Origin of the sequence: Methylobacterium amylolyticum (assembly GCF_030700245.1) — a bacterium.
Classification (GTDB): domain Bacteria; phylum Pseudomonadota; class Alphaproteobacteria; order Rhizobiales; family Beijerinckiaceae; genus Methylobacterium.
In genome coordinates this window covers 33,368-54,790 of sequence record NZ_JAUYZI010000026.1, presented here as the reverse complement: position 1 = coordinate 54,790, position 21,423 = coordinate 33,368, and the positions used below count along the sequence as shown (strand labels likewise).

The window sequence follows — 21,423 nt, the reverse complement described above, 5'->3', positions numbered from 1 at the left end:
TGGCCCCAAGCTCATGGCCCTCGGCCCCGTCAGCGGGCGGCGGCCTCCGCCACGACGCGCGGACCCGTCGGCGCGGCCGGAACCAGGCGCGGCGTGGTGCCGAGCTCGGAGGCGGGCCGGACGGCGGCCGTGGCGCGGGCCTGATCGCGGTAGAGCGTCGGCGTGACGTCGATGCGCTCGTCGGCGCGGGCGGAGCCGATCACCGTGACGGCGGTGAGAGCGGCGAGGAAGGCGGTGCGACGGGTCATGGTGCTGGTCCCTCTGGATGGTCCGGGTCGGCCCCGGCTTCGAGGGATGATTTACGTTGCGGCGCACCATCATTCAAAGAAATCGCATCGATAACCGATATCGACCTGATCGATGCGCAGGGCCGCGTCCGGGCGCGAGGATCGGGACCGCGACGCCTCCGGCGGGGCGCGACCCCACCCACGAAAAATCCCGGTCAGCGCAGGACCGAGAGGTAATGGATGTCGTGCGTCAGGCAGGTGGAGAGGCGCCACTCGACCGGCCGCTCCTCCAGGTCGATCGCGACGCGGTCGATCTCCAGCGCCGGCGTGCCCGCCGCCGCCTCGAGCAGGCCGGCCTCGCGGGTCCCGAGCAGGACCGCCTTCAGGCGCTCGTTCGCGGTCGCGATCGTGATGCCGAAGCGCGCGGCGTAGAGGCTGTAGAGCGTGTTCGGCAGCGCGATCTCGGCGATGCCCGGGAACAGATCGGCGGGCACGCTGATCGCCTCGATCACGCAGAGCCTGGCGTCGACCGAGCGCACGCGCTCGATCCGCACGACGCGCGCCGCGCGGGCGAGGTCGAGGCGTCCGCGCTCGTCGGCGCTGGCCGCGGCCTCGGCGATCGCGGTCACCCGGCTCGTCGGCACGCCGGTTCCCTCGCCGTCCGGCCGCAGCTTGAAGAAGCGGAAGACGCTCTGCTGGTCGTCGTGGTCGGCCACGAAGGTGCCGCGGCCCTGGCGGCGCACCAGCAGGCTGTCGGCGGTCAGCGCGTCGAGCGCCTTGCGCACCGTGCCCTGGCTGACCCCGAGTTCGGCGGCGAGCTGCCCCTCGCTCGGCAGGATCTGGCCGGGCTGCCAGACCGCGTCGGCGAGGCGCTTCAGCAGCGTGTCGTAGACCTGCCGGTAGAGCGGCCGGAAGCCGACCGCGCCGCCCGCGGCACCGCGCCCGGACCCTGCCTGCCCCTCGCCCGATCGTTCCATCTCGCGACGACGCTGCGCCCCACCCGCGGGCAGAGCGTCGAAGGACGTGTCCAGCACCGCTCCCTCCTCCGGCTTACGTTGGCCCACCGGCCGGGGCAATCACGGGTTCGCGCCCCGCACAGGCGATCCGTCCCGCAGGGCCCCGATCTCCGCCACCAGGGCGTCGGGCAGGTCGAGCCCGCTCTCGGCCGCGCGGTTGCGCAGGGCGAGCCGCCGGGCGCCCGGCAGGCGGGCGCCGTCCTGCTCCTCGATCGCCCGCGCCAGCACCGCGAAGCGCTCGGGCGCGTCGGGGCTGAGCGCGCCCGCGTCGAGGGCCAGGATCAGTTGCCCGGTGCCGGGCGGGTCGCCCGCCGCGTCGAGGAACGAGGAGGCCTCCCCCGCGAAGCGCGCGCCGACGAGGCCGGCGGCGAGCAGTTCGACCATCAGGGCGAGCGCCGTGCCCTTGGCGTCGCCGAGCGGCACCATCGTGCCGGCGAGCGCCGCCTTCGCGTCCGTGGTCGGGCGCCCGTCGGCGTCGAGGGCCCAGCCCTCGGGGATCGGCTCGCCGCGCTTGTGCGCGCCGACGATGTTGGCGCGGGCGACCTTCGAGAGGGCGAGATCGACGACGATCGGCGCGCGGCCCGGCAGCGGGCAGGCGAAGGCGAGCGGGTTGGTGCCGAGGACCGCGCGCCGGCCGCCCCAGGGCGCCATCGCCGCCGGGGTGTTGGCGAAGAGCAGCGCGACGCAGCCCTGCTCGGCCAGGGCCTCCACCGGCCGCCCCGCGGCGCCGCAATGGTGCGAGCGCCGGATGCCGGCGGCCGCGATCCCCTGCTCGCGGGCCATCGCCGGCAGCGCGGCTAGCGCGCGGTCGATCGCCGGGTAGGCGAAGCCGTGGCCGGCATCGACCGCCAGCAGGCCGGGCCGCGGGCGCTCGGTGCGCGGGACCGCGTCGCCGACCACCTTGCCGGCCCGCACCTGCGCCCCGTAGGGCGCGACGCGGGAGAGGCCGTGCCCCTTCAGGCCGTCCGCCTCGGCGCCGACCAGGGCGCGGGCGACGCTGCGGGCGGCGGGCTCGGCGGTGCCGCAGGCGGCGAGGGCGTCCGCCGCCAGCGTCTCCGCCGCGGCGAGGGTCAGGGTCGCCATGGTCCTAGCGCTCCGTGAGATGTCGGCGCACGGCCCGCGCGGTGACCGCCGAGACGCGGACGTTCGATTCCCGGCTCACGCCGGCGATGTGCGGCGTCAGGATCAGGTTCGGCACGTCCGCGAACACGGCGCCGCCGCCCGCATCGAGCGGCTCCCTGTCGAACACGTCGAGCGCCGCGCCGCCGAGATGGCCGGAGCGCAGCGCGTCCGCCACCGCCGGCTCGTCCACGACGCCGCCGCGGGCCGCGTTGATCAGCACGGCGCCCCGCGGCATCCGGGCGAGCGCCGCCGCGTCGATCAGGCCGCGGGTCGCGTCGGTGAGTGGCACGTGCAGCGAGAGCACGTCGCTCCCCGCGATCAGGGCGTCGAGTTCGCTGCGCGCGACCGGGCCGTGGGCCGGGCTCCAGGCCGGGTCGTCGGGGGCGAGGAACGGGTCGTGGGCGGCGACCGCCATGCCGAGCGCGGCGGCGCGGCGGGCGGTCTCGCGGGCGATGGCGCCGAAGCCGACGAGGCCGAGGCGCTTGCCCCCGATCTCGCGGCCCATCAGGGCGTTGCGCGGCCACGCGCCGGCGGCGACCTGCGCGCTCGCTCCGTAGGCGCCGCGGAGCAGCAGCATCGCGGCGGCGATCACGTACTCGGCCACCGCCCCGTCGTTGGCCCCCGTCGCCGGGTAGACCGCGATGCCGCGCGCCCGGCAGGCGGCGACGTCGATGTTGTCGAGGCCGACGCCGAGCCGGCCGACCACCGCGAGGTCCTGCGCGGCGGCGAGCAGCGCGCCGCGCACCTGCGTCCGGTTGCGCACGATCAGGGCGTCGGCGCCCGCGAGCGCGGCGGCGAGGTCGTCCGGGCGGTCGACGAGGCCCGGATCGTAGAGGGTCTCGAAGCCGGAGAGTTCGGCGTCGATCGCCGCCTCGTCCATGAACTCGCTGATGACGACCTTGGGCATGGATTCCGTCACGATGCTCCGGGATCGACCGGCGCGGTCCCCTCCCCCACCGGTCTCGGGACTGCCCGGGACCGACCTACCGCCGTCCCGGCCGGGCGAGCCCGGCTCGGGATGAGGGAGGGGTACGCCTCCGCCTCAGGCGCTGCGGTAGAGCTTCGTCATCACGAATTCCCGGTGGCCGAGGGACTCGGCCGCGGTGAGCCGGCCGTTGGCGGTGCGCACCACCATGTCGATCAGCGCGTCGCCGGCCTGGGGAATCGTCATCTCGCGGGTGAGCACGCCCGAGACGTCGACGTCGATGTGCTCACCCATGGTGCGCACGGTGCGAGGATTGCCGGTGATCTTGATCACCGGGACGATTGGATTGCCGATCACGTTGCCCTGGCCGGTGGGGAAGGTGTGCACCACGTAGCCCGCCGCCGCCATCAGCGTCACGCATTCGGCCGCCGCCGAGGAGGTGTCCATGAAGTAGAGGCCCGGGCCCTTGGCCGGGCTCTCCGCCGGCTGCAACGCGTCGATGTAGCGGCATTCGTGGCCGATCTTCTCGAGGTTGCCGAGCGCCTTCTCCTCGATGGTGGTCAGCCCGCCCGCGATGTTGCCCTTGGTCGGCTGCGAGTCCGACAGGTCGTCGGTCTTGTGGGCCTCGATCACGTCGTCCTGGTAGGCCTTCCACATGGCGTACCACTTGTCGGAGATTTCCGGGCTCGCGGCCCGCTCGCGGCAGAGATGCTCGGCGCCGGTGATCTCGGAGGTCTCGCCGAACACGCCGTAGATCCCGTGCGGGATCAGCTTGTCGTACATGTTGCCCACCGTCGGGCAGGAGGCGAGACCCGTGGTGGTGTCGGACTCGCCGCACTTCGTCGAGACCCAGAGGTCCGCGATCGGGCATTCCTCGCGCTGGAGCTCGGTCGCCCACTGCACGAAGCGCTTGGCCTGGTAGCTGGCCTTGGCGACGATGGCGATGTCGCCGTGGCCCTCGATGCCGAACCCGACCACCGGCTTGCCGGTCCGGGCGATGCCCTCGACCACGCGGTTGGTCCACTGGTCCTCGATGCCGATCACCACAACGGCGGCGACGTTCGGGTTCGAGCCGATGCCGATGAGGGTGCGGAAGTGCAGGTCCAGATCCTCGCCGAACTGGAGCCTCCCGTAGGCGTGGGGCAGCGCCATCGTGCCCTTCACATTGTTGGCCACCGCCTCGCAGGCGGCGTTGGACAGGTCGTCGAGCGGCAGCAGGACGACGTGGTTGCGCACGCCGACGCGGCCGTTCTCCCGGCGCCAGCCCATGAAGGTGGCGGCGCGGTAATCCGCCGAGGCGCGCTTCGTCGAGAGCGCCTGCGTGGCGAACTGGTCGGGCGCACCGCCGACGAAGGGCGTGGCGATCTCGTGTTCGAGCTGAGCGGCTTCCTTGAACATCGTCACCTCACCAGCGCTTCGTCTTGACGTTGTGGACGTGGACGTGCTCGCCCTTGGCGACGTCCTTGATGACCTTGCCGATGTCCTGGCCGTACTTGATGGCCGTGTCGCCGGCCTTCAGGTCGGTGAGCGCGACCTTGTGGCCGATCGGGATGTCGTGGCGGACATGCACCTCGAAGGTGGTGTCGTTCTCGGTGATCACCCCGAAGGCCGCGGTGTCGGCGGAGAGCCCCTCGATCACCGCGACGGCGACGTTGTCGTCCGGGGAATGGGCGAGAAGATGCGGCTTGCGGCGCCCCGCGCCGGATGCGGCGTGGCTGCTCATGCGGTCCTCCTGCTGGCTGTCGCCGGCTTCTTCGTGGCGGCTAGTCTTATATAAGACCAATCACCGTCCGGGCGCAACGGTGGATCGACAGGCAGGTACGAGACGGCGAGCGAGCCCGCGCCGCAGCCGGCTGCGGCCTGGCGCCATCGCCGTCCAGGCTGCGGGGGAGCGTCGCGCCCAGGCGACCCCGAGATCGGCGCCTTGCACCCGTCCGAGTCTTATATAAGATATATTCCAGGCACGGAAGGCCGCACGCGGCGGTCCGGGGGAGGCGCGGGATGGCGGTGATCGCGGGGATGGGCCGTCTCCGGTGAACGAGACGCTCCTCCTCGTCCTGTGCATCGGCTGCGCCGGCCTGATCTCCGGCCTGACGGGCTTCGCCTTCGCGCTGATCGCCTCCGGCACGCTGCTGTCGATCCGCTCGCCCGTGGAGGCGACCGCCCTGGTTCTGGTGTGCAGCACCGTCGCGCAGGCGATCTCGATCCTGCGCCTGCGGACTTGGCCGCCGCGGGGCACCGCCCTCGCGATGATCCTGCCGGGCCTCGTCGGCGCGCCGATCGGCATCCGCCTGCTGCACGGGCTCGACCCGCAACTGATCAAGGTCGCGATCGGCGGCTTCCTGATCCTCTACAGCGGCACCGTCGCCCTGCTGCGCGCCGATTACCGGGTGGCCTTCGGCAACCCCTGGAGCGACGGCGCCGTCGGGTTCCTGGGCGGCGTGCTCGGCGGCATCGCCGGGCTGTCCGGCGCGCTGCCGACCGCCTGGAGCCTCGTGCGCGGTTGGGAGCCGCGCACGCAGCGGGCGGTCTATCAGAGCTTCACCCTGGTGATGCAGGTCTGGGCGCTGGCGATCCTGCTCTGGCTGCATCCGATCCCGCCCGACCTCGTCGGCGACCTCGCGCTGGCCCTGCCGGTGGTGCTGGCCAGCGTGCTGGCGGGGCTCTCGCTGTTCGCCCGGATCGACCAGCGCCGCTTCCGCGCGATCGTGCTCGTCCTGCTCGCCGCGATCGGCCTGACCACGACCGCGCTGGCGCTGCCGGGGCTGCTGGGGTGAAGGCGGGGATCCGGCTGGTGTTCAAAGCCCCGGCATAAAATGCCAGGTTGCAGCGCGCTGTTTCTGCGCTTTGTCGCGGCGCTGGTACAGGCCCTTCGGTCGGGTCCGATTGGGTGGCAGTCGGCCCGCTCTGGCCACGGAACAGGGGCGCCATTGCGGCATGTATGCGCCTGATCGCAGAGGCATGGCTTGGTCGGGCTGAAGGCTCGACCTATGCGATTTGCAGCTTCCCCGTGGGTGATGCAGGCTCTTCTCTGTCGAAATCACTTTCCACGCGCCCGCCCACCCAGCCAATGACATCGTAAAAGCTTTTTTTGATTTTAGGTTCCTCGTCCGCGTCGCTTCCGTGCCAGAAGAGCGAAACCCGCATATCGACATTCTGGCTGTCAACCAATCGGCGCAAAGCAACTGCTTTTTGCAAATCGGGCCGTCCCCCATCGTCAAGGAAAATGACTTTTACGAGCAGGTCAATGTGTTGTTTCAGATCGCGCGCCTCAGCCCGGCCCTCAGTGTTGAAAAGCCAAAGCCCAGTACGCCCAACTCTTTCGCGACGCGCTTCTCCGACCAGAAAGAGCTCACCCTTATGGTAGGACAAGGTTGGCCGGACGCACAGAATGTCGCCGATCAGCGAGGGCTCCAGAGTCTCGCCGGTAAACCGCAGCGATGCAAAAGCTTTAAGGGTCACAGTGGACTCCAGGCTCGTCGCACATATTGCCTAACCAGTTGCCGAACTCATCCTCTATATCAGCATTGTCATATATTATTATATTGTCACCCCCGCTTAAGCCTTCTCGATCCTTAACGTTATGTATTACTGTTCGAACGATATCCGCAGGAATTCCGAAGCGCTTAGCCATACTCTTGGTGGGGCTCTTCTGACCACGCCATACCACAATCCTTCGACCGCCGTCCAAACACATGATGCAAGCGCGATGCCCCTGCTTGGCTAATGCACGAGGCACAGACCTCAACCAAGCGCTAATTTGGCGCATCCTGCCACGGCGGCAAGCGCAATCTAGACTACGAAAGCCAACCTCTCGTTAAGTCACGCCTGTGGATCACGGATCTCGCTGCCCTGGTGCAGCGGGGCCACAGGCGCCACCACAAATCTGCGATCGATCCGCAAGCGTTCCGAAGTCTGCGCTTCATCGGTCGCTCGCGAAGCGCCCTCAGCTCCCGTCCCGCGCGTGGACGCTGGCGAAGAACAGGTCCCGCCAGCTCTCCGGCCGGCGGCGGATCGTGCCGGTCCGGTGCATGAAGTCCGCCACCTTGCCGATCGCCCGGGGCGTCGCGCTGAAGCGCACCTGCGGGTCGCTCAGGATCTCGGTGATCAATCCGACGTCGCTCGCGTCGCGGGCGAGCCGCACGTAGGCGCGGGCCGCCTCCGCCGTGTCGGCCTCGATCAGGGCGAGCGCCTCGTCGAGCGCCGCCCCGAACGCCTCGCAGACGCGGGGATTGGCCTCCGCGAAGGCCGACGACGCCCAGACCACGTTGAAGGTCGAGGGCTCCCCCAGAACGTCGAAGGAGTTGAGCACCGTGCGGATGCCGGGCCGGCGCAGTTCCAGCTCCTGGATCGGCGCGGCGGTGAAATGCGCGGTGATCTCGTTGCCGGCGAGCAGGGCCGCCATCCCGTCCGGGTGCGAGAGCGTGACGGTGAGCCGGTCGAGCGCGTTGCGGCGCTCCGGCCCGAGTTCCCGCTCGGCCGCCATCTGCAGGAACATCGCCTGGACCGAGACCTTCACCGCGGGCAGCGCGATCTTGTCCCGGTCGGTGAAGTCCTTGAGCGTGCGCACCCGCGGGTTGTTGGTGTTCATCAGGAGCGGCATGGCGTTCATCGCCGCCACGCCCTTGACGGCCATCGCGGTCCCCTCGGTCCGCGACCAGAGCAGGACGAGGGGCGGCACGCCGCCGGCCGCGAACTGGATCTGCCCGGCGAGCAGCGCGTCGTTCATCGCGGCCCCGCCCGCGAGCGTGAGGTAGCGCGCCTGCAACCCCGCCACGCCGCGGGCGGCGGCCGCCTTCTCCAAGAGGCCCCGCTCCTCCATCAGCATCAGCGGCAGGTGGCCGAGGCTCGGCTGGCGGGCGATCGCCACCGCGCCGGCCTCCGCGCGGGCCGGGTGCAACCCCGCCCCGAGCACCCCCGCCGCCCCCGCCAGCACGTCGCGCCTGCGCATGATCCCCCTCCCCCGATCACATCCCCGGATGACCGCCCCCGGATCGCCGCACCCGGATCGCCACATCCTGGCGCTCCGGCCGCGGCGTCGGTCCTCAGTCCGGCCGCCGGATCGCCGGGGCCGGCACGCTCTCGATCATCACGTTGAGGCAGGCGGGCAGGCCGCTGGCCTGGGCCGCCTCCAGCGCCGCCGGGAGATCGGCCGCGTCGGTCACCAGCGCGCCGAAGCCGCCGAGCGCCTGGACGACCGCGTCGTAGCGGGTCGGCAGCAGGTCGCAGTGGCGCGTCCGCCCGGGGCCGTAGCTGCGCACCTGGATCTGGTGCTCGGCGTTCCAGCGCGCGTCGTTGCCCACCACCGCCACGAAGGGGATGCCGGTGCGCACGGCCGTGTCGAACTCGGCCATGTGGAAGCCGAAGGTGCCGTCGCCCATCACCGCGACCACCGGCGCCTCCGGGCGCTGGAGCTTCGCGGCGAGCGCGAAGGGCGTGGCGGCGCCGATCGTGCCCGAGACGCCGTTGATCAGGCGCCGGCCGGCTCGGACCAGGGCTTGGGGCCACTGCCCGATCTCGCCGCCGTCGCAGATCAGCGTGCCGGCCGGGTGCCGGGCGAGGAACGCGTCGAGCGCCCGGCACAGCTCGGCGGGGTGCAGGCGGCCGCCCGCCCCGCGCAGGTCCGCCCAGGCCGGCGGGCGGTAGGCGAGCGCGGCCCGCGCCTCGCGGTGCCAGGCCGCGTGGCCGGTATTGCCCCGTCCCCGCGCGGCCAGCGCCGCGAGCGTCGGGCGCGGATCGGCGAGGCCCGAGACGACCAGGCGCCCGGCCGGGGCGCGGGCCAGCAGCGCCGGGTCCGGGTCGATCACCGCGAAGCGGCAGCCGGGCGCGACGGCCGGCGCGTCGCCGAAGCGCAGGGTGAAGTCGAGGGGCTTGCCCAGCAGCACGAGGAGGTCGGCCCGGGCCAGGATCTCGGCGAAGGCGCCGAGCGCCGGGTCGTTGACGCCGCGCGGGCTCTCCATGCCGACGACCGGCAGGCCGAGCCGCTCCTCCAGGCCCGCCATCGCCGCGCGGCCGGCGGCGTCGCACAGCGCCGGGCCGCAGGCGACGAGGGGGCGCTCGGCCGCTTCGAGCGCGGCGGCGAGGGCGGCGACGAGGTCGGGCTCGGGCGCGGTCTCCCGGGGGGCGGCCGCCTCCGGGCCGGGGATGCGCACGGAGGACGCGGGGACGGCGCGCTCCAGCAGGTCGACCGGCAGGCTGACATGGACCGGGCCGGGCCTGCCCTCGCGGGCGATCCGGACGGCGCGGGCGAGGTCCGATCCGAGCGCGGCGACCGAACCGGCGGTCCACGACGCCTTCGTCGTCGGCCGGGCGATCTCGGCCTGGGCGAGTTCCTGGAAGGCGCCGCGCCCGATCTCGTTCAGGCCGGCATGGCCCGAGAGCAGCAGAACCGGCGACTCGGCCGCGAGCGCCGTGAACAGGGCCGCGGCGCCGTTGGTGTGGCCCTGCCCGCCGGTGACGAGGGCGACGCCGACCTCGCCGGTGAGCCGCCCCCAGGCATCGGCCATGTGCACGCAGGCCGCCTCGTGGCGGACGTGCACGACCGCGATGCCGGTATCGAGCAGCGCGTCGAAGACCGGCATGATGTGGTTGCCCGACAGGGTGAAGATCCGGGTGACGCCGAGCGCCTCCAGGGTCCGGGCGACGATGTCGGCGCCGCGCAAGCGTTCCATCGGTCTCCTCCCTCAGGCGGCGGCGTCGAGGAGCGAGCCACCCGGCCGGACGTGGGTGAAGTGGACGGGCTCCATCGCGATCGCGAAGGCGTCGCCCTGACGCCGCACGACCGTGTAGGCGGAGGCCGCGAGATCCGAGGTCTCGGGGTGGTCCTCGCGGAAGTGGGCGCCGCGGCTGTCGGTGCGGGCGAGCGCGGCGCGGGCGATGCCTTGCGAGACCAGCACGAGGTTTTCCAGGTTCAGCCGGTCCATCCAGGTGAGCGCGTAGCGGCGGTCGCCGTCCGGGGCCCCGGCGCGGGCGACGGCGTCGCCGAGCCCGTCGAGGGCGTCGAGCGCCCGCCTCAGGCCGGCCTCGTCCCGCAGGATGCCGACATCGCTCCACATCGTCTCGTAGAGCGCCTCGCGGATCGCGGGCAATTCGCCCGCCGGCCGGCCGAGTGGCCCGTAGGCGCGGGCGAGCCCGGCCTCGACCGCGCGCGGGTCGGGATCGGCGAGGCTGCCGCCGCGGGAGACGGCGCGGGCCATCGACTGCCCGGCGAGCCCGCCGAACACGGTCGAGTTCGCCACGCCGTTGCCGCCGAGCCGGTTCGCCCCGTGCACGCCGCCGGTATCCTCGCCGGCCGCGTAGAGCCGCGGCAGCGCGGTGGTGCAGTCGACCGCGAACTGGAGGCCGCCCATCATGTAATGGGCGGTCGGGATCACCTCGACGAGGCCGCCCGCGAGGTCGAAGCCGCAATCGGCGCAGCGCTCGACCATGCCCTTGAAGCGGGCGCGCACGTCGTCGGGCCCGAGATGGCTCATCGCGATGTGCACGCCCCCGCTCGGCGTGGCGAAGCCGTCGCGGATGCGCCGGATGATCGAGCGGCTGACGACGTCGCGGGTCGCCCGCTCGGCGCGCGGGTCGTAGGCCTCCATGAAGCGCGCGCCGGTCGAATCGAGGAGCCAGCCGCCGGCCCCGCGCAGGCCCTCCTCCAGCACGGTGCCGGTCATGCGGGTGCCCGCGCCCGCGAGTAGGCCCGTGGGGTGGAACTGCACCATCTCCATGTCGCGCAACGGGAGGCCGGCGCGCAAAGCCATGGCGAGCCCGTCGCAGGACTTGTCGCCGGACGGCGTGTGGTACTTGTACATGGTCGGCCCGCCGCCGGTGGCGAGCAGCACGGCCTTCGCGCGCACCAGCTTGGCCTCGCCGGTGCGCATGTCGAGCATCAGCACGCCGCTGAGCCCCGAGCCGTCGCGGGCCGGGATCAGCTCCAGCGCCCGGTGGTCCTCCAGGCGGTTCACGTCCCGGCGCCAGACCTGCTCGGACAGGCGGTTGATGATCTCGATGCCGGTGAGGTCGCCCTTGTGCACCGTGCGGTCGAAGGTCTGGCCGGCGAACGCCTTCTGGTGGACGCTGCCGTCCGGGTTGCGGTCGAAGAAGCAGCCGAGCTCGGTCTCCAGCTCGCGGATGCGCACCTGCGCCTCGGTGACGAGCGTCCAGGCGAGCGCCTGGTCGTTCAGCCACTTGCCGCCCTCGACCGTGTCCATGAAGTGGCGCTCGACCGAGTCTCCGGGCGCCAACGCCACGTTGTAGCCGCCCTGGACCATGCGGGTGCAGCCGCACTTGCCGAGCAGCCCCTTCACCGCGACCGTGACGGCGAGGTCGGGCGCGGTCTTCTTGGCGTGGAGCGCGGCGAACAGCCCGGCCCCGCCGGAGCCGAGGATCAGGATGTCGGTCTCGACCTGCGCGAGGGTCCCGGCTCGGGTCATCGGGCCTCCTCCAGGCTGGCGAGAACCGCGTCGCGGCGGCTGGCCACGTCGCGCTGCACCTCGGCGAACAGCGAGCCGCCGTGCGCGTCCATGCCAACCAGCAGCGGCCCGAAATCGCGGATCGCGAAGCGCCACAGGCTCTCGGGATGGAGGTCGTCCATGTCGACGTCCTCGATCCGCTCGATCCAGGTGGTCTCCAGCGCCGCCGCGCCGCCGACGATGGCGAGGTAGGCGCCGCCGCGCTCGGCGAACGCCTTCGCCGTCGCCGGCCCCATGCCGCCCTTGCCGACGATCAGGCGCACGCCCTCGCGCGCCATCAGCGCGTCGGTGAAGCGCTCCATGCGCATCGAGGTGGTGGTGCCGATGCAGAACGGCGCGTAGCCGACCGGCGCCTCGGGCGAGGGCTCGACCCGGTGGACGTTCGGGGCGGTGTGGATCACCGCGTGGCCGGCGAGATCGAGCCGGGTGCGCCGGTCCCGGTCGAACATGTGGATCAGGGTGGCGTCGCGGATGCCGAACAGCCAGCGCCGCAGGGTGACGGTGTCGCCGATGCGCAACGCCCGGATCTCGGCCTCGGTGGCCGGCATGTCGAGGACGTGGTGGGCCACGGGTGCCTCCTCAGGTGCAATGCGGTGCGACGCGCCCCCTCCCCTCTGCGGGGGAGGGAGAGCGGCCGCCGCCGATGTTCGATCGTGACTCCATCGATCAATCGAACGCGATGCCGCCCGGCGTGATCGTCGCGCGGGCGCGGCGGGCCGAGTGGCACTGGATGTTCACGGCGACCGGGTTCTGGGTGATGTGGGTGGCGGCGAGTTCCACGTGGACCGCGAAGCTGGTCGAGCGGCCGCCGAGCCCCTGCGGGCCGATGCCGAGCTCGTTGACCGCGCGCGACAGCTCCGCCTCGATCCGCGCGCCCTCCGGGTCGGCGCAGACCGAGCGCAGCGGCCGGGTCGCCGCGACCTTGGCCAGGTGCATGCACAGGTCCGAGGTGCCGCCCAGCCCGACGCCGACGATGGTCGGCGGGCAGACCCGGCCGCCGAGCTCGATCACCCGGTCGATCACGAAGCGCTTGGCCGCCCCGATCCCGTCGGACGGCAGCAGCATCTGGAGGAACGAGCCGTTCTCCGAGCCCGAGCCCTTCGGGATCATCTCGACCGCGACCGTCTCGGGGGTCTCGTCGAAATCGACGTGGATGATCGGCACGCGGATGCCGCAGGAGGTCTGCTCGTTCTTGCGAGTGATCGGATGGACCACCGAGGAGCGCAGGGAGAATTCCTTCGTGGCCCGCTCGCAGCCCCGCCGGATCGCGGCCTTCAGCTCCGCCCCGTCGAAGCCGACGCCCCGGCCGATGCGGACGTTGTAGATCGGGATGCCGGTGTCCTGGCAGAGGATGTTCCTGGTGCGCTCGGCGACCGCGACGTTCTCCACCATCGTGTCGAGGATCGCCCGGCCGGTGGCGCTGGTCTCGGCCTTCTGCAACTCCGAGAAGCCCGCCTTGATGTCGGGCGGCAGGATCTTGAGGGCCCGGACGTAGAGGTCGCGGCAGACCTCCTCGAATTCGCGGATGTCGAGATCCATGGCGGTTCTCCGTGGGGCGGGGGTCAGGCCCCGCTGAGGAGGAAGAGGAGGCCGACCGCGAAGGCGCTCGCGAGGCAGCCGGAGACGACGATCGCCGTGCGCTCGCGGTAGCTCAGCCACTCGATCGCGAGCACGCGCAGGCCCAGCGCCATGTGGACGGCGAGCGCGCAGACGAGGCCCCACTCGGCGGTGCGCACGAAGCCGTTGTGGGTGAGGCCGAGGAAGCTGTCGAGCCGGTCGGCGCCCTGGAGCGCGGTGCCGAGCGCGATGAAGTGCATCGGCAGGAACAGCGCCAGCGCGATGCCGGAGAGCCGGTGCACCAGCGCGGCGGCGAAGCCGGGGCGGCGGTGGGGAGCTCGGGTGAGACCGGGGCGGACGGCGGCTCTCATCGCTGGGCTCCCGGGTTCGGGTAGGAACCACCCCCCTCTCCCCGCGTGCGGGGAGAGGCCCGCAGGCACCCTGTCGTGCCTGCGGGAAGCGGAGGCGCAGCCGGAGCGGCGGTGAGGGGGCGGCTCCAGGGGAGCCTCTTCCGGAGAAGCCCCCTCACCCCCGGCTGCCGCCTCGCTCCAGCGACGACAAGGTCGCCGGAGCCCTCTCCCCGCGCGCGGGGCGAGGGGATGCAAACCGGCGCGCGGCGCCCGTCGGCCAGGGCACTCATGCCCAGTACACCGCCAGCGCCGCCCGCAGGCCCAACCCCGCCAGCAGCGCCGAGAGGCCGATCATCGCGAGATCGAGCGAGCGCCCGCGCCAGCCGGTCCACTCGCGCAGCACCGAGCGCAGGCCGATCGGCGCGTGGATCGCCGCGGCCAGCACGAAGACCGCGTAGAACAGCAGGACGCCGACGTTCCCCTGCGTGCGGCCCAGGATCTCGCCCGCGGTCAGCCCGCCGCGCACCGCGTAGAGGATGGTGCCGAGATGGACGAGGACGGTGAGCGCCAGGATCGCGGCGGTGCCCCGCTGGGCGAGGTAGAGGAGCGGGCTCATCCGCGCCTCCAGAACCGCCGGAGCGCCGCCTTGCCGGTCTCGCGCTTCAGCCCGGCGATGGCGAAGGTGGGGCTCAACGCCTTCGGGCAGTGCTCGGTGCAGCTCATGTGGCTGTGGCAGGAATGGCAGCCGGCATCGCCCGCCACCGCGTCGAGCCGGGCCGCCTGCCCGCGGTCGCGCACGTCGTTGACGAGGGTCCAGGCGCGGTTGAGGGCGGCGGGGCCGAGATAGTCGGGGTTCCAGCTCACCAGATCGCAGGCGCTGTAGCAGACGCCGCAATTGATGCACTCGATGCCGGCATCCACCTCCTGCCGCTCGGGCGAATCCGGCGGCACGGCGACGAAATCGTCCGGCGGGTTCTCGCCCGGCTCGAAGTAGCCGTGGGCGCGGCGCCACTTCTCGAAGAAGGGCTCCATATCGACGGCGAGATCCTTCACCACCGGCAGGTTGCGCAGGGGCTCCAGCAGCAGGTCCCCGTCCGGCGCCACCGCGGCGACGCGGGTGCGGCAGGTCCAGCGCGGGCGCCCGTTCACCGTCATGCCGCAGGAGCCGCACATGCCGACCCGGCAGGCGAAGCGGTAGGCGAGCGTCGGGTCCTGCTCGCGCTGGATCTCGGTGACGACGTCGAGCACCGTCTGGTTGGCGCGGCGCGGCACCGCGTAGTCCTGCACGCCGTCGCCGCGGCGGACCCGGACCCGCAGCGCCCCGGTCGCGCCCTTGGCCGCGCCCTTGGCCGCGGCGGCGGGGTCGACCGGCGCCGTCACCGTGCGGCCTCCTTCGGGGCGCTCCCCTCGGGTGCGGGGAAGAACAGCTCGCTCTCGGAACTCGCCTTGGCCGAGACCAGCCCGGCGCGGTTCATGTAGGCGAGGTAGTCCAGCATGCGCTGGGGCGCCGTCGTCCACTCGTTCTGCGGCGCGCGGATGATCGCCACCGCCTCGTCCGGCGGGAGCTTCGAGCCCTCCGCCTTGATCCAGAGGGCGGCGGCCTTGGCCGGATCGTCGCGGATCAGCTTCAAACTGTCCTCCAGCGCTGCCAGGAAGGCCGCCACGACCTTCGGGTTCGCCGCGACGAAGCGGCTCGACGCCCAGACGAGGTTGAAGGTGTGCGGCCCGCCCAGCACGTCGTAGCTGTCGAGCACCTTGCGGGCGCGCGGATCCTTCAGTTCCATCTCCTGGAAGGGGGGCGAGCCGAAATGGGCGGTGATCTCGGAGCGCCCGCCCATCATCGCGGTCTGCGCGTCGGGATGGCCCATCGAGACGGTGAGCGGATCGAGCCGGGATTCCTGGCCGGCGCCGAAGGCCTGCTCAGCGGCCATCTGGAGGGTGATCGCCTGGATCGAGGTCTTGGCGGTCGGCAGCGCGATCTTGTCCTTCGGGCTGAAATCCTTGATCGACTTCACGTCCGGGTTGACCGTGACCAGCCAGAGCGGCATCGCGTTCAGCGCCGCCACGCCCTTCACCTTGATGTTGCCCTGCGTGCGGCCCCAGATCGTCAGGAACGGGCCGACGCCGCCGGCCGCCAGATCGAGATTGCCCGAGAGCAGGGCCTCGTTCATCCCCGAGCCGCCGGAGAAGCGCAGCCACTCGGCCTTGAGGTCGAGGCCGCGCGCCTTCGCCTGCTTCTCCAGCAGGCCCTCCTCCTCCATCACCGTCAGCGGCAGGTAGGAGATGCCGAACTGCTTGGCGAGCCGGACGGTCGAGACCTCGGCCCGGGCGGCGACGAGCGCGCCGCACAGGACCGCGACCGTGCCGACGAGCCGGACGATGCTCCGTGCCGTCATGGCGTTTCCTCACCCGTGCTGCGCCGATCTGTGAGAGCCGTCGGCGTCGGCCCGAGGATACGCCTGGGTCGAGGCCTGTCAACGCTCATATGTCATATAGAGGACTTGGCGCTGCGCTCCCCGGCCCCCGGCCCCGCCCGCGTGTTGCGCGGACAGGCGCCTCGGTCGTTCCGGCAGCGTGCGTGACGCGAACGCCAGCCGATCCGGCAGCGACGGCGGCTTCTCCACCGGGCTGGTGGCGTGGGCTGTGCCGGCCGGGCGGACGATGCCGGGGCGACTCGGCAGGATCATATGTCTTTTACAAGACTTTGGAGTTCCGCTCGACGCGCCTGTCCGACGCCCTCGCCTCCACCGCGAGTGAGGGACTGCCGCGCCGTCAGGCCGACCGGGCGGCGGGCGTCCCGGTCTGCCGGCCCAGTTCCGCGAGGGCGACGGCGCAGGCGTTCTCGACGTGGAGGCTCGCGAGCCGGCGCGCGGCCTCGGCATCGCGCGCGCGGAACGCCTGCGCCAGCGCGTCGATCTCGGCGAGGCTGCGCGGCAGGCGCTCGGGATGCATCAGGGAGGTCGCCCGCAGGACGTTGATCCGGTGGAGAAGCCCCTGGATCACCTCGCGGACGAGATCGTTGCGGCAATGGTCGAACAGCACCGCGTAGAGCGCGCTCTTGGCGCCGATCACCCGCTCCCGGCTCCCGCTCACGGCAGCGTCCCGCAGCGCTCGGGCCGCGCGTTCGAACGCCTCGACCGCCGCGTCCGTGGCGTTCAGCGCGAACGCGTGCGCGGCATACCCCTCCAGCACGGCGCGCAGCGCGTAGAGCTGCCGGGCCTCCTCCACCGAGATGGCCGCCACGACCGGCCCCCTGTGCGGGATGGTCCGGACGAGCTTCTCCGCCTCCAGCCGCCGCAGGGCCTCGCGCACGGAGGCCCGGCTGACGCCGAGATCCGCGCACAGCGTGCGCTCGACCAGCCGCTCGCCCGGCGCGTAGACGCCCGAGGTGATCGCCTCGCGGACGGCGTTCTCGACCCTCTGGCGGAGGGTGTCCGGCTGGAGGACGCCGAGCCTGCCCGTCGCTGAAGGCCGTCCGACGCGAACGGGTCCGGCGGTCCGGCCGGCCGCGGTCACGCGGTCGCCGTCCGGTACGCCGCGTCGACCACCGCGTCCTGCCAGTCCGTGCCGCCGAGCGAGATCGCGGTGTGCAGGAGGTAGCTGTCGGCCGCCGCACCGTGCCAGTGGCGCTCGCCCGCCGGGATCCAGACCGTGTCGCCGACCCCGATCGGGCGGGCCCGCTCGCCGTCGACGCAGACCCAGCCCGTGCCGGCGACGACCTGGAGGATCTGGCCCTGCCCGTGCGTGTGCCAGTGCGTGCGGGCGCCGGGGGTGAAGAACACGTTGTTGATCATCACCCCACCGGTCGCGGGCATGACCGGATCCGCCCAGACCTGACCCGTGAAGGTGGGCCCGCGGCTCTCCGACGCCGCGCCCGCGGCCCTGCCGTGAAAGATCTGCATGCTATCCCCTCGGTTCCCGTGACGGCGGATCCTGCGCCGTCTCCCACTCGGCGATGGCCGTCGAGGCCGTGCGAAACGCGGCCAGCGCCGCGGGCGCGCCGCAGTAGACGAGCGCCTGGAGCAGCACCGCCTGGATCTCGTCCCGCGTCACGCCGTTGTTCAGCGCCCCCCTGACGTGGACGGCCAGCTCATGGTGCTGGTTCAGGGCCGTGAGCATGGCGATGTTGAGCATGCTGCGGGTCTTGAACGGCAGCCGCTCGTCGCCCCAGACCGCGCCCCAGCAATACTCGGTCACGAGCTTCTGCACGGGCCGGTTGAACGCGTCGGCGTTCTCCCACGCCGCCTCGACATGCGCGGCGCCGAGCACCGCCTTCCGGTTGTCGAACCCCATCTCGAACAGGTCGCCCATCGCGTCAGCCTCCCCGATTGCTCCGGTGCCCTGAAATGCGACGGCCGTTCCGGAAGCGGAACGGGCCGGGCGGCGCCACGGTCTCACGCCTTGCCGAGCAGGCGGTACATCTCGGTGTGGTCGGTCGCAGGCCCGGCCTCGACCGCGACCGCGTGCCAGACCGCGATGCAGTGCCGGCCGAAGGTGAGCGGGTAGCCGACCGCGTCCGCGAGGTCGCCCGCGATGCCGAGATCCTTGTCCATCAGCCTCAGCGCGAAGCCCGAGCCGAAGGTGCCGCTGAGCATGAACGGCTTGACCTTGTTCTCGGAGGTGTTGCTGCGCCCGGTCGAGGCGTTGAGGACGTCGGTCATCGTCTCCGGCGCGATCCCGAACCGCTCGGCCACGTGGAGCGCCTCGACGGTGGCCATCAGTCCGGCGGCGGAGACGTAGTTGTTCAGCGCCTTCGCGGCGTGGCCCGCCCCGGCGCCGCCGATGTGCAGGATCGACCGGCCCATGGCGCCGAGGACCGGGCGCCAGCGCGCGATCAGGGCCGCCTCGCCGCCGACGAGGATCGCCAGCGTCCCGTCCGCGGCCCGTGTCACGCCGCCCGAGACCGGCGCGTCGAGGTAGCCGAGACCCCGCTCCGCCAGGCGCGCGCCGAGGTCGCGGGACCGCACCGGCTCGGACGAGCTCATGTCGATGACCGTGGCGCCGCGCGGCAGCGCGTCCGCCCAGCCTCGACCGAGCAGCACGTCCTCGACGACCGCCGAGTTCGGGAGCATCGTGATCAGCCCGTCGAGGCGCGCGGCGGCCTCCCGCGAGAGCGGCCCGGCGCCCAGATCCGCGCACAGCGCGCGGGTCCGCGCGGGATCGGCGTCGTGCAGGGCGAGCGCGTGCCCGGCCTCCGCCAAGCGCCGCGCCATGGGCGCTCCCATCATGCCGAGGCCGATGAAGCCGAGGGTCGTCGTTCCGGGGGTCGTCCGAGCCATCTGTCCGACTGTCCTCATCAGGGCGCGGCGCGCCGGTCGATGGGCGGCCGCGACGACGCGGGCCGGGCCCCGTCACGGTCGCCGCGCGGCACGGGGCGCGCTCAGCGCAGGGCGGAGAAGTCCGTGGGCGCCAGGAACGTGTTCTCGATGCGGGTGACGATCGGCCGGTCCCTCTCGGTCTCGGCGCGGCGGGCGATCCAGTCGGGATCGGCCTGGAAGGCGTTCCAGCACCGCTCGCGGTGGGCCATGTCGTCCCACTTCAGGAGGTAGGTCAGCGCGTGGTTGTCCGGCCCGACCAGGGTGGTCCAGAATCCGATCTGCTCGATCCCGTAGGTCTTGAAGAAGTCCAGCGTGGTCGAGCGGAACCGGTCGAGCAGGGCCGGCAGCCGGGTGGGGGCACAGTAGTAGACGCGCATCTCGACGATCATGGTCGGTCCTCTCCTCAGTATGTCGGGGATCCGCTCGGCGGCAGGTCGACGCGCACGATCCAGCCGGCGGTGTCGGCGGCGGCCGGGGGGTAGAGCGACAGCACCTGCGGGTCGTGCCCGGGGATGATGTGGTCGTCCGAGTCGGCGAGCCGGCGCAGGGTGCGATACCCGTCGAACAGGTCCCCGAGGTTGAAGACGATCGGGTAGGCGAGGCCCCGGCCGATGTTCGCGTAATAATGCGCGGCGTCCGAGGCCAGGACGATCCAGCCGCGGCGCGTGGCGACCCGCAGCACCTGCAACCCGTCCGAGTGGCCGCCGACGTGCCGCAGGGTGAGGCCCGGGGCCAGCGCGTCCTCCGGCTCGCGAAAGCGCACGCGGTCCTCGAACAGCCGGTCCACCATCGCCTTCACGTCCTCGGCGGCGAAGGGCTGGCGGATCTCCCGGTGGCACATGCAGCGGCCGGTGCAGAACGCCATCTCCCGCTCCTGCACGTGGAAGCGCGCCCGCGGGAACAGGTCGTGGTTCCCGGCATGGTCGTAGTGCAGGTGGGTGAGGACCACGTCCGCGACGCGGCCCGGATCGATCCCGAGCCGCGCGAGCCCCTCCTCGACCGGCCGGACGATGGTCCGCCCGCGCCTCTGCGCCATCGCGCGGTCGAAGCCGGTGTCGACGATGACGGTCCGCTCGTCGTTGCGCACCACCCAGACGAAGTAATCCAGCGGCATCGGCCCGTCATGGGTGTCGCCGCCGATGAAGTTCTGGCGCGCCGTGCGGTCGTGATGCGCGTACTTGATCGCGTACACTTCGTACTGAGCCGCATCCATGCGGACGCTCCCGTCCCTGCACGCCCGTTCGCCGGCGGACCTGCGCGGGCGCCGCTCGTCGCGGCGGCGGGCCATCGCTAGCAGATTGTCGGACAATACGGCAATGCGGATCGGGCGCCCCGCGCGCACGGCGACTCCGGTGATCGGGTCATCCCGGCGCGCGATCCGCTGCGGCGCGCGGATCCGAGGAAAGGTCCGCGGACAGGGCGGCCGCGGACGCGGACAGGAGCGCGATGAAGGCGTCGACCGCGTCCGCGCGGGGATAGGCCCGCTGGTCGATGACGTACTCGACGGGCTCCAGGGTCGGCAGACCGACGTCTCGTGCCAGGTGCGGTACGTCCGCCGGGACGAAGCCCTCGCTGAAGGCGGTGATGCCGAAGCCCGCCGTGACGGCGGCCCGGATCCCGGTGAGCCCCTCGCTCTCGGCGACGATCCGGAAGCTGCGGCCGCTGCGCTCCAGGGCCCGGACGATCAGGGCCCGCATGCTGCTCGGCTCCGTGTAGGTCACGACGGGCACCGGCGCGTCGGCCGCCTCCGCCAGCGCATCCGCCCGGCCGCACCAGATCAGGGGGCGCCGGTACAGGAGATGTCCCTGGCTTCGGCCGGGCAGGCGCTTGCCCAGCACGATGTCGAGCGCGCCCGCGTCGAGGTCGCGGAACAGCCGCGCGCTCAGGCCGGTCCTCAGCGACAGCCCGAAGCGGGGATACTGGCGCCGAAACAGGCCGAGGACCAAGTGCAGTTCGCCGAGCGCGAAGTCCTCGACGATGCCGAGCCTGAGCACGCCGTCCTGAGCGGGCTGCTCGAAGTGGCGCCGGGCCTCGGCCGCGATGGCGAGCACGGAGCGCGCATAGGCGAGAAGCGCGCGACCGTCCGGCGTCGGGTCGACCCGCCGCGTCGTCCGGACGAACAGCGCGCGACCGATCTGACCTTCGAGCCGTCCGATCTGCTGGCTGATCGAGGATTGGGGGCGGCCGATCGCGTCGGCCGCGCCCCGGAAACTGCGCAGGCGCATGACCGCCTCGAAGGCGCGGAGCTGGTCGAGGTCGAAGTTCACGGCCGTCCACCCCGGGAAGATTTGCAGCAATCGAATATCAACCGTCGATTGATCCAGGATCCGATCAATCGACTGCGGAGCAATTTCGTGCGCACGGCACCGTAATCTTGCTTGACACCAGAGATTAATGTCTGGCAATCAACGGTCGATGGAGGGGTCCTATACCGGCGGCACAGCAGATT

The 21,423-nt window shown here is 72.1% G+C and carries 24 protein-coding genes; 1 reads left to right on the top strand and 23 read right to left on the bottom strand.

The genetic code is table 11. The features are described from left to right. Positions 1–29: 29 nt before the first annotated feature. The 6 genes from Q8W71_RS18640 to Q8W71_RS18615 form a co-directional block, all read right to left on the bottom strand. Positions 30–248, bottom strand: coding sequence for a hypothetical protein (locus tag Q8W71_RS18640; protein WP_305526895.1), 219 nt, complete (start codon positions 246–248; stop codon positions 30–32). A 194-nt stretch (positions 249–442) separates the two neighbouring features. Then, complete coding sequence (locus tag Q8W71_RS18635) at positions 443–1,261, bottom strand: GntR family transcriptional regulator (RefSeq protein ID WP_305526894.1); 819 nt, start codon at positions 1,259–1,261, stop codon at positions 443–445. Between the two features lie 42 nt (positions 1,262–1,303). Then, positions 1,304–2,326 (bottom strand): Ldh family oxidoreductase, encoded by a 1,023-nt coding sequence (locus tag Q8W71_RS18630; RefSeq protein ID WP_305526893.1) that lies wholly within the window; start codon positions 2,324–2,326, stop codon positions 1,304–1,306. A gap of 4 nt (positions 2,327–2,330) precedes the next feature. Further along, a complete protein-coding gene (locus Q8W71_RS18625) occupies positions 2,331–3,272 on the bottom strand; it encodes an NAD(P)-dependent oxidoreductase (protein ID WP_305526892.1) in 942 nt (313 codons plus the stop codon). Positions 3,273–3,407: 135 nt separating this feature from the next. Next, complete coding sequence (locus Q8W71_RS18620) at positions 3,408–4,688, bottom strand: UxaA family hydrolase (protein WP_305526891.1); 1,281 nt, start codon at positions 4,686–4,688, stop codon at positions 3,408–3,410. A gap of 7 nt (positions 4,689–4,695) precedes the next feature. Further along, positions 4,696–5,013: a UxaA family hydrolase gene (locus tag Q8W71_RS18615; RefSeq protein WP_305526890.1), complete on the bottom strand. Its 318-nt coding sequence runs from the start codon at positions 5,011–5,013 to the stop codon at positions 4,696–4,698. A 310-nt stretch (positions 5,014–5,323) separates the two neighbouring features. Here Q8W71_RS18615 and Q8W71_RS18610 point away from each other — a divergent pair, with 310 nt between their 5' ends. Next, positions 5,324–6,067 carry a sulfite exporter TauE/SafE family protein gene (locus tag Q8W71_RS18610; RefSeq protein WP_305526889.1) on the top strand — a complete coding sequence of 248 codons (744 nt, stop codon included), beginning with the start codon at positions 5,324–5,326 and terminating at the stop codon, positions 6,065–6,067. Positions 6,068–6,278: 211 nt separating this feature from the next. Here the strand turns inward: Q8W71_RS18610 and Q8W71_RS18605 are convergent, their stop codons facing one another. The 17 genes from Q8W71_RS18605 to Q8W71_RS18525 all read right to left on the bottom strand — a co-directional run bounded on the left by Q8W71_RS18605 (position 6,279) and on the right by Q8W71_RS18525 (position 21,241). Next, on the bottom strand, positions 6,279–6,752 hold the full coding sequence (locus tag Q8W71_RS18605) for a DUF4279 domain-containing protein (protein WP_305526888.1): 474 nt from the start codon (positions 6,750–6,752) through the stop codon (positions 6,279–6,281). A 484-nt stretch (positions 6,753–7,236) separates the two neighbouring features. Continuing rightward, positions 7,237–8,241: an ABC transporter substrate-binding protein gene (locus Q8W71_RS18600; protein WP_305526887.1), complete on the bottom strand. Its 1,005-nt coding sequence runs from the start codon at positions 8,239–8,241 to the stop codon at positions 7,237–7,239. A 94-nt stretch (positions 8,242–8,335) separates the two neighbouring features. Further along, the gene (locus Q8W71_RS18595; protein WP_305526886.1) at positions 8,336–9,961 is read right to left on the bottom strand and encodes a thiamine pyrophosphate-binding protein; all 1,626 of its coding nucleotides are present in this window, start codon (positions 9,959–9,961) and stop codon (positions 8,336–8,338) included. A 12-nt stretch (positions 9,962–9,973) separates the two neighbouring features. Next, a complete protein-coding gene (locus tag Q8W71_RS18590; RefSeq protein WP_305526885.1) occupies positions 9,974–11,710 on the bottom strand; it encodes an L-aspartate oxidase in 1,737 nt (578 codons plus the stop codon). After that, entirely contained in the window at positions 11,707–12,318 is a 612-nt protein-coding gene (locus tag Q8W71_RS18585) for a fumarate hydratase C-terminal domain-containing protein (RefSeq protein WP_305526884.1), read from the bottom strand. Before Q8W71_RS18585 ends, Q8W71_RS18590 begins: the two co-directional genes overlap by 4 nt. Before the next feature lie 97 nt (positions 12,319–12,415). Continuing rightward, positions 12,416–13,288, bottom strand: coding sequence for a fumarate hydratase (locus tag Q8W71_RS18580; protein WP_305526883.1), 873 nt, complete (start codon positions 13,286–13,288; stop codon positions 12,416–12,418). A 23-nt stretch (positions 13,289–13,311) separates the two neighbouring features. Continuing rightward, positions 13,312–13,677, bottom strand: a complete 366-nt coding sequence (locus Q8W71_RS18575; protein WP_305526882.1) for a succinate dehydrogenase, cytochrome b556 subunit — start codon at positions 13,675–13,677, stop codon at positions 13,312–13,314. A 265-nt stretch (positions 13,678–13,942) separates the two neighbouring features. After that, the gene (locus tag Q8W71_RS18570) at positions 13,943–14,272 is read right to left on the bottom strand and encodes a succinate dehydrogenase (protein ID WP_305526881.1); all 330 of its coding nucleotides are present in this window, start codon (positions 14,270–14,272) and stop codon (positions 13,943–13,945) included. Continuing rightward, positions 14,269–15,036 carry a succinate dehydrogenase/fumarate reductase iron-sulfur subunit gene (locus Q8W71_RS18565; RefSeq protein WP_305526880.1) on the bottom strand — a complete coding sequence of 256 codons (768 nt, stop codon included), beginning with the start codon at positions 15,034–15,036 and terminating at the stop codon, positions 14,269–14,271. Before Q8W71_RS18565 ends, Q8W71_RS18570 begins: the two co-directional genes overlap by 4 nt. Beyond that, on the bottom strand, positions 15,033–16,052 hold the full coding sequence (locus Q8W71_RS18560; RefSeq protein ID WP_305526879.1) for an ABC transporter substrate-binding protein: 1,020 nt from the start codon (positions 16,050–16,052) through the stop codon (positions 15,033–15,035). Before Q8W71_RS18560 ends, Q8W71_RS18565 begins: the two co-directional genes overlap by 4 nt. A gap of 376 nt (positions 16,053–16,428) precedes the next feature. Continuing rightward, entirely contained in the window at positions 16,429–17,172 is a 744-nt protein-coding gene (locus tag Q8W71_RS18555; protein WP_305526878.1) for a GntR family transcriptional regulator, read from the bottom strand. Then, on the bottom strand, positions 17,169–17,558 hold the full coding sequence (locus Q8W71_RS18550) for a cupin domain-containing protein (RefSeq protein WP_305526877.1): 390 nt from the start codon (positions 17,556–17,558) through the stop codon (positions 17,169–17,171). The genes Q8W71_RS18555 and Q8W71_RS18550 overlap by 4 nt, the downstream gene beginning before the upstream one ends. A gap of 1 nt (position 17,559) precedes the next feature. Next, positions 17,560–17,967, bottom strand: a complete 408-nt coding sequence (locus Q8W71_RS18545) for a carboxymuconolactone decarboxylase family protein (protein ID WP_305526876.1) — start codon at positions 17,965–17,967, stop codon at positions 17,560–17,562. 83 nt (positions 17,968–18,050) lie between these two features. Then, positions 18,051–18,935: an NAD(P)-dependent oxidoreductase gene (locus Q8W71_RS18540; RefSeq protein ID WP_305526875.1), complete on the bottom strand. Its 885-nt coding sequence runs from the start codon at positions 18,933–18,935 to the stop codon at positions 18,051–18,053. Positions 18,936–19,036: 101 nt separating this feature from the next. After that, positions 19,037–19,363, bottom strand: a complete 327-nt coding sequence (locus Q8W71_RS18535) for an NIPSNAP family protein (RefSeq protein ID WP_305526874.1) — start codon at positions 19,361–19,363, stop codon at positions 19,037–19,039. Between the two features lie 14 nt (positions 19,364–19,377). Beyond that, positions 19,378–20,187: an N-acyl homoserine lactonase family protein gene (locus Q8W71_RS18530; RefSeq protein WP_305526873.1), complete on the bottom strand. Its 810-nt coding sequence runs from the start codon at positions 20,185–20,187 to the stop codon at positions 19,378–19,380. Between the two features lie 148 nt (positions 20,188–20,335). After that, positions 20,336–21,241 (bottom strand): LysR substrate-binding domain-containing protein, encoded by a 906-nt coding sequence (locus Q8W71_RS18525; protein ID WP_305526872.1) that lies wholly within the window; start codon positions 21,239–21,241, stop codon positions 20,336–20,338. Between the last annotated feature and the right edge of the window lie 182 nt (positions 21,242–21,423).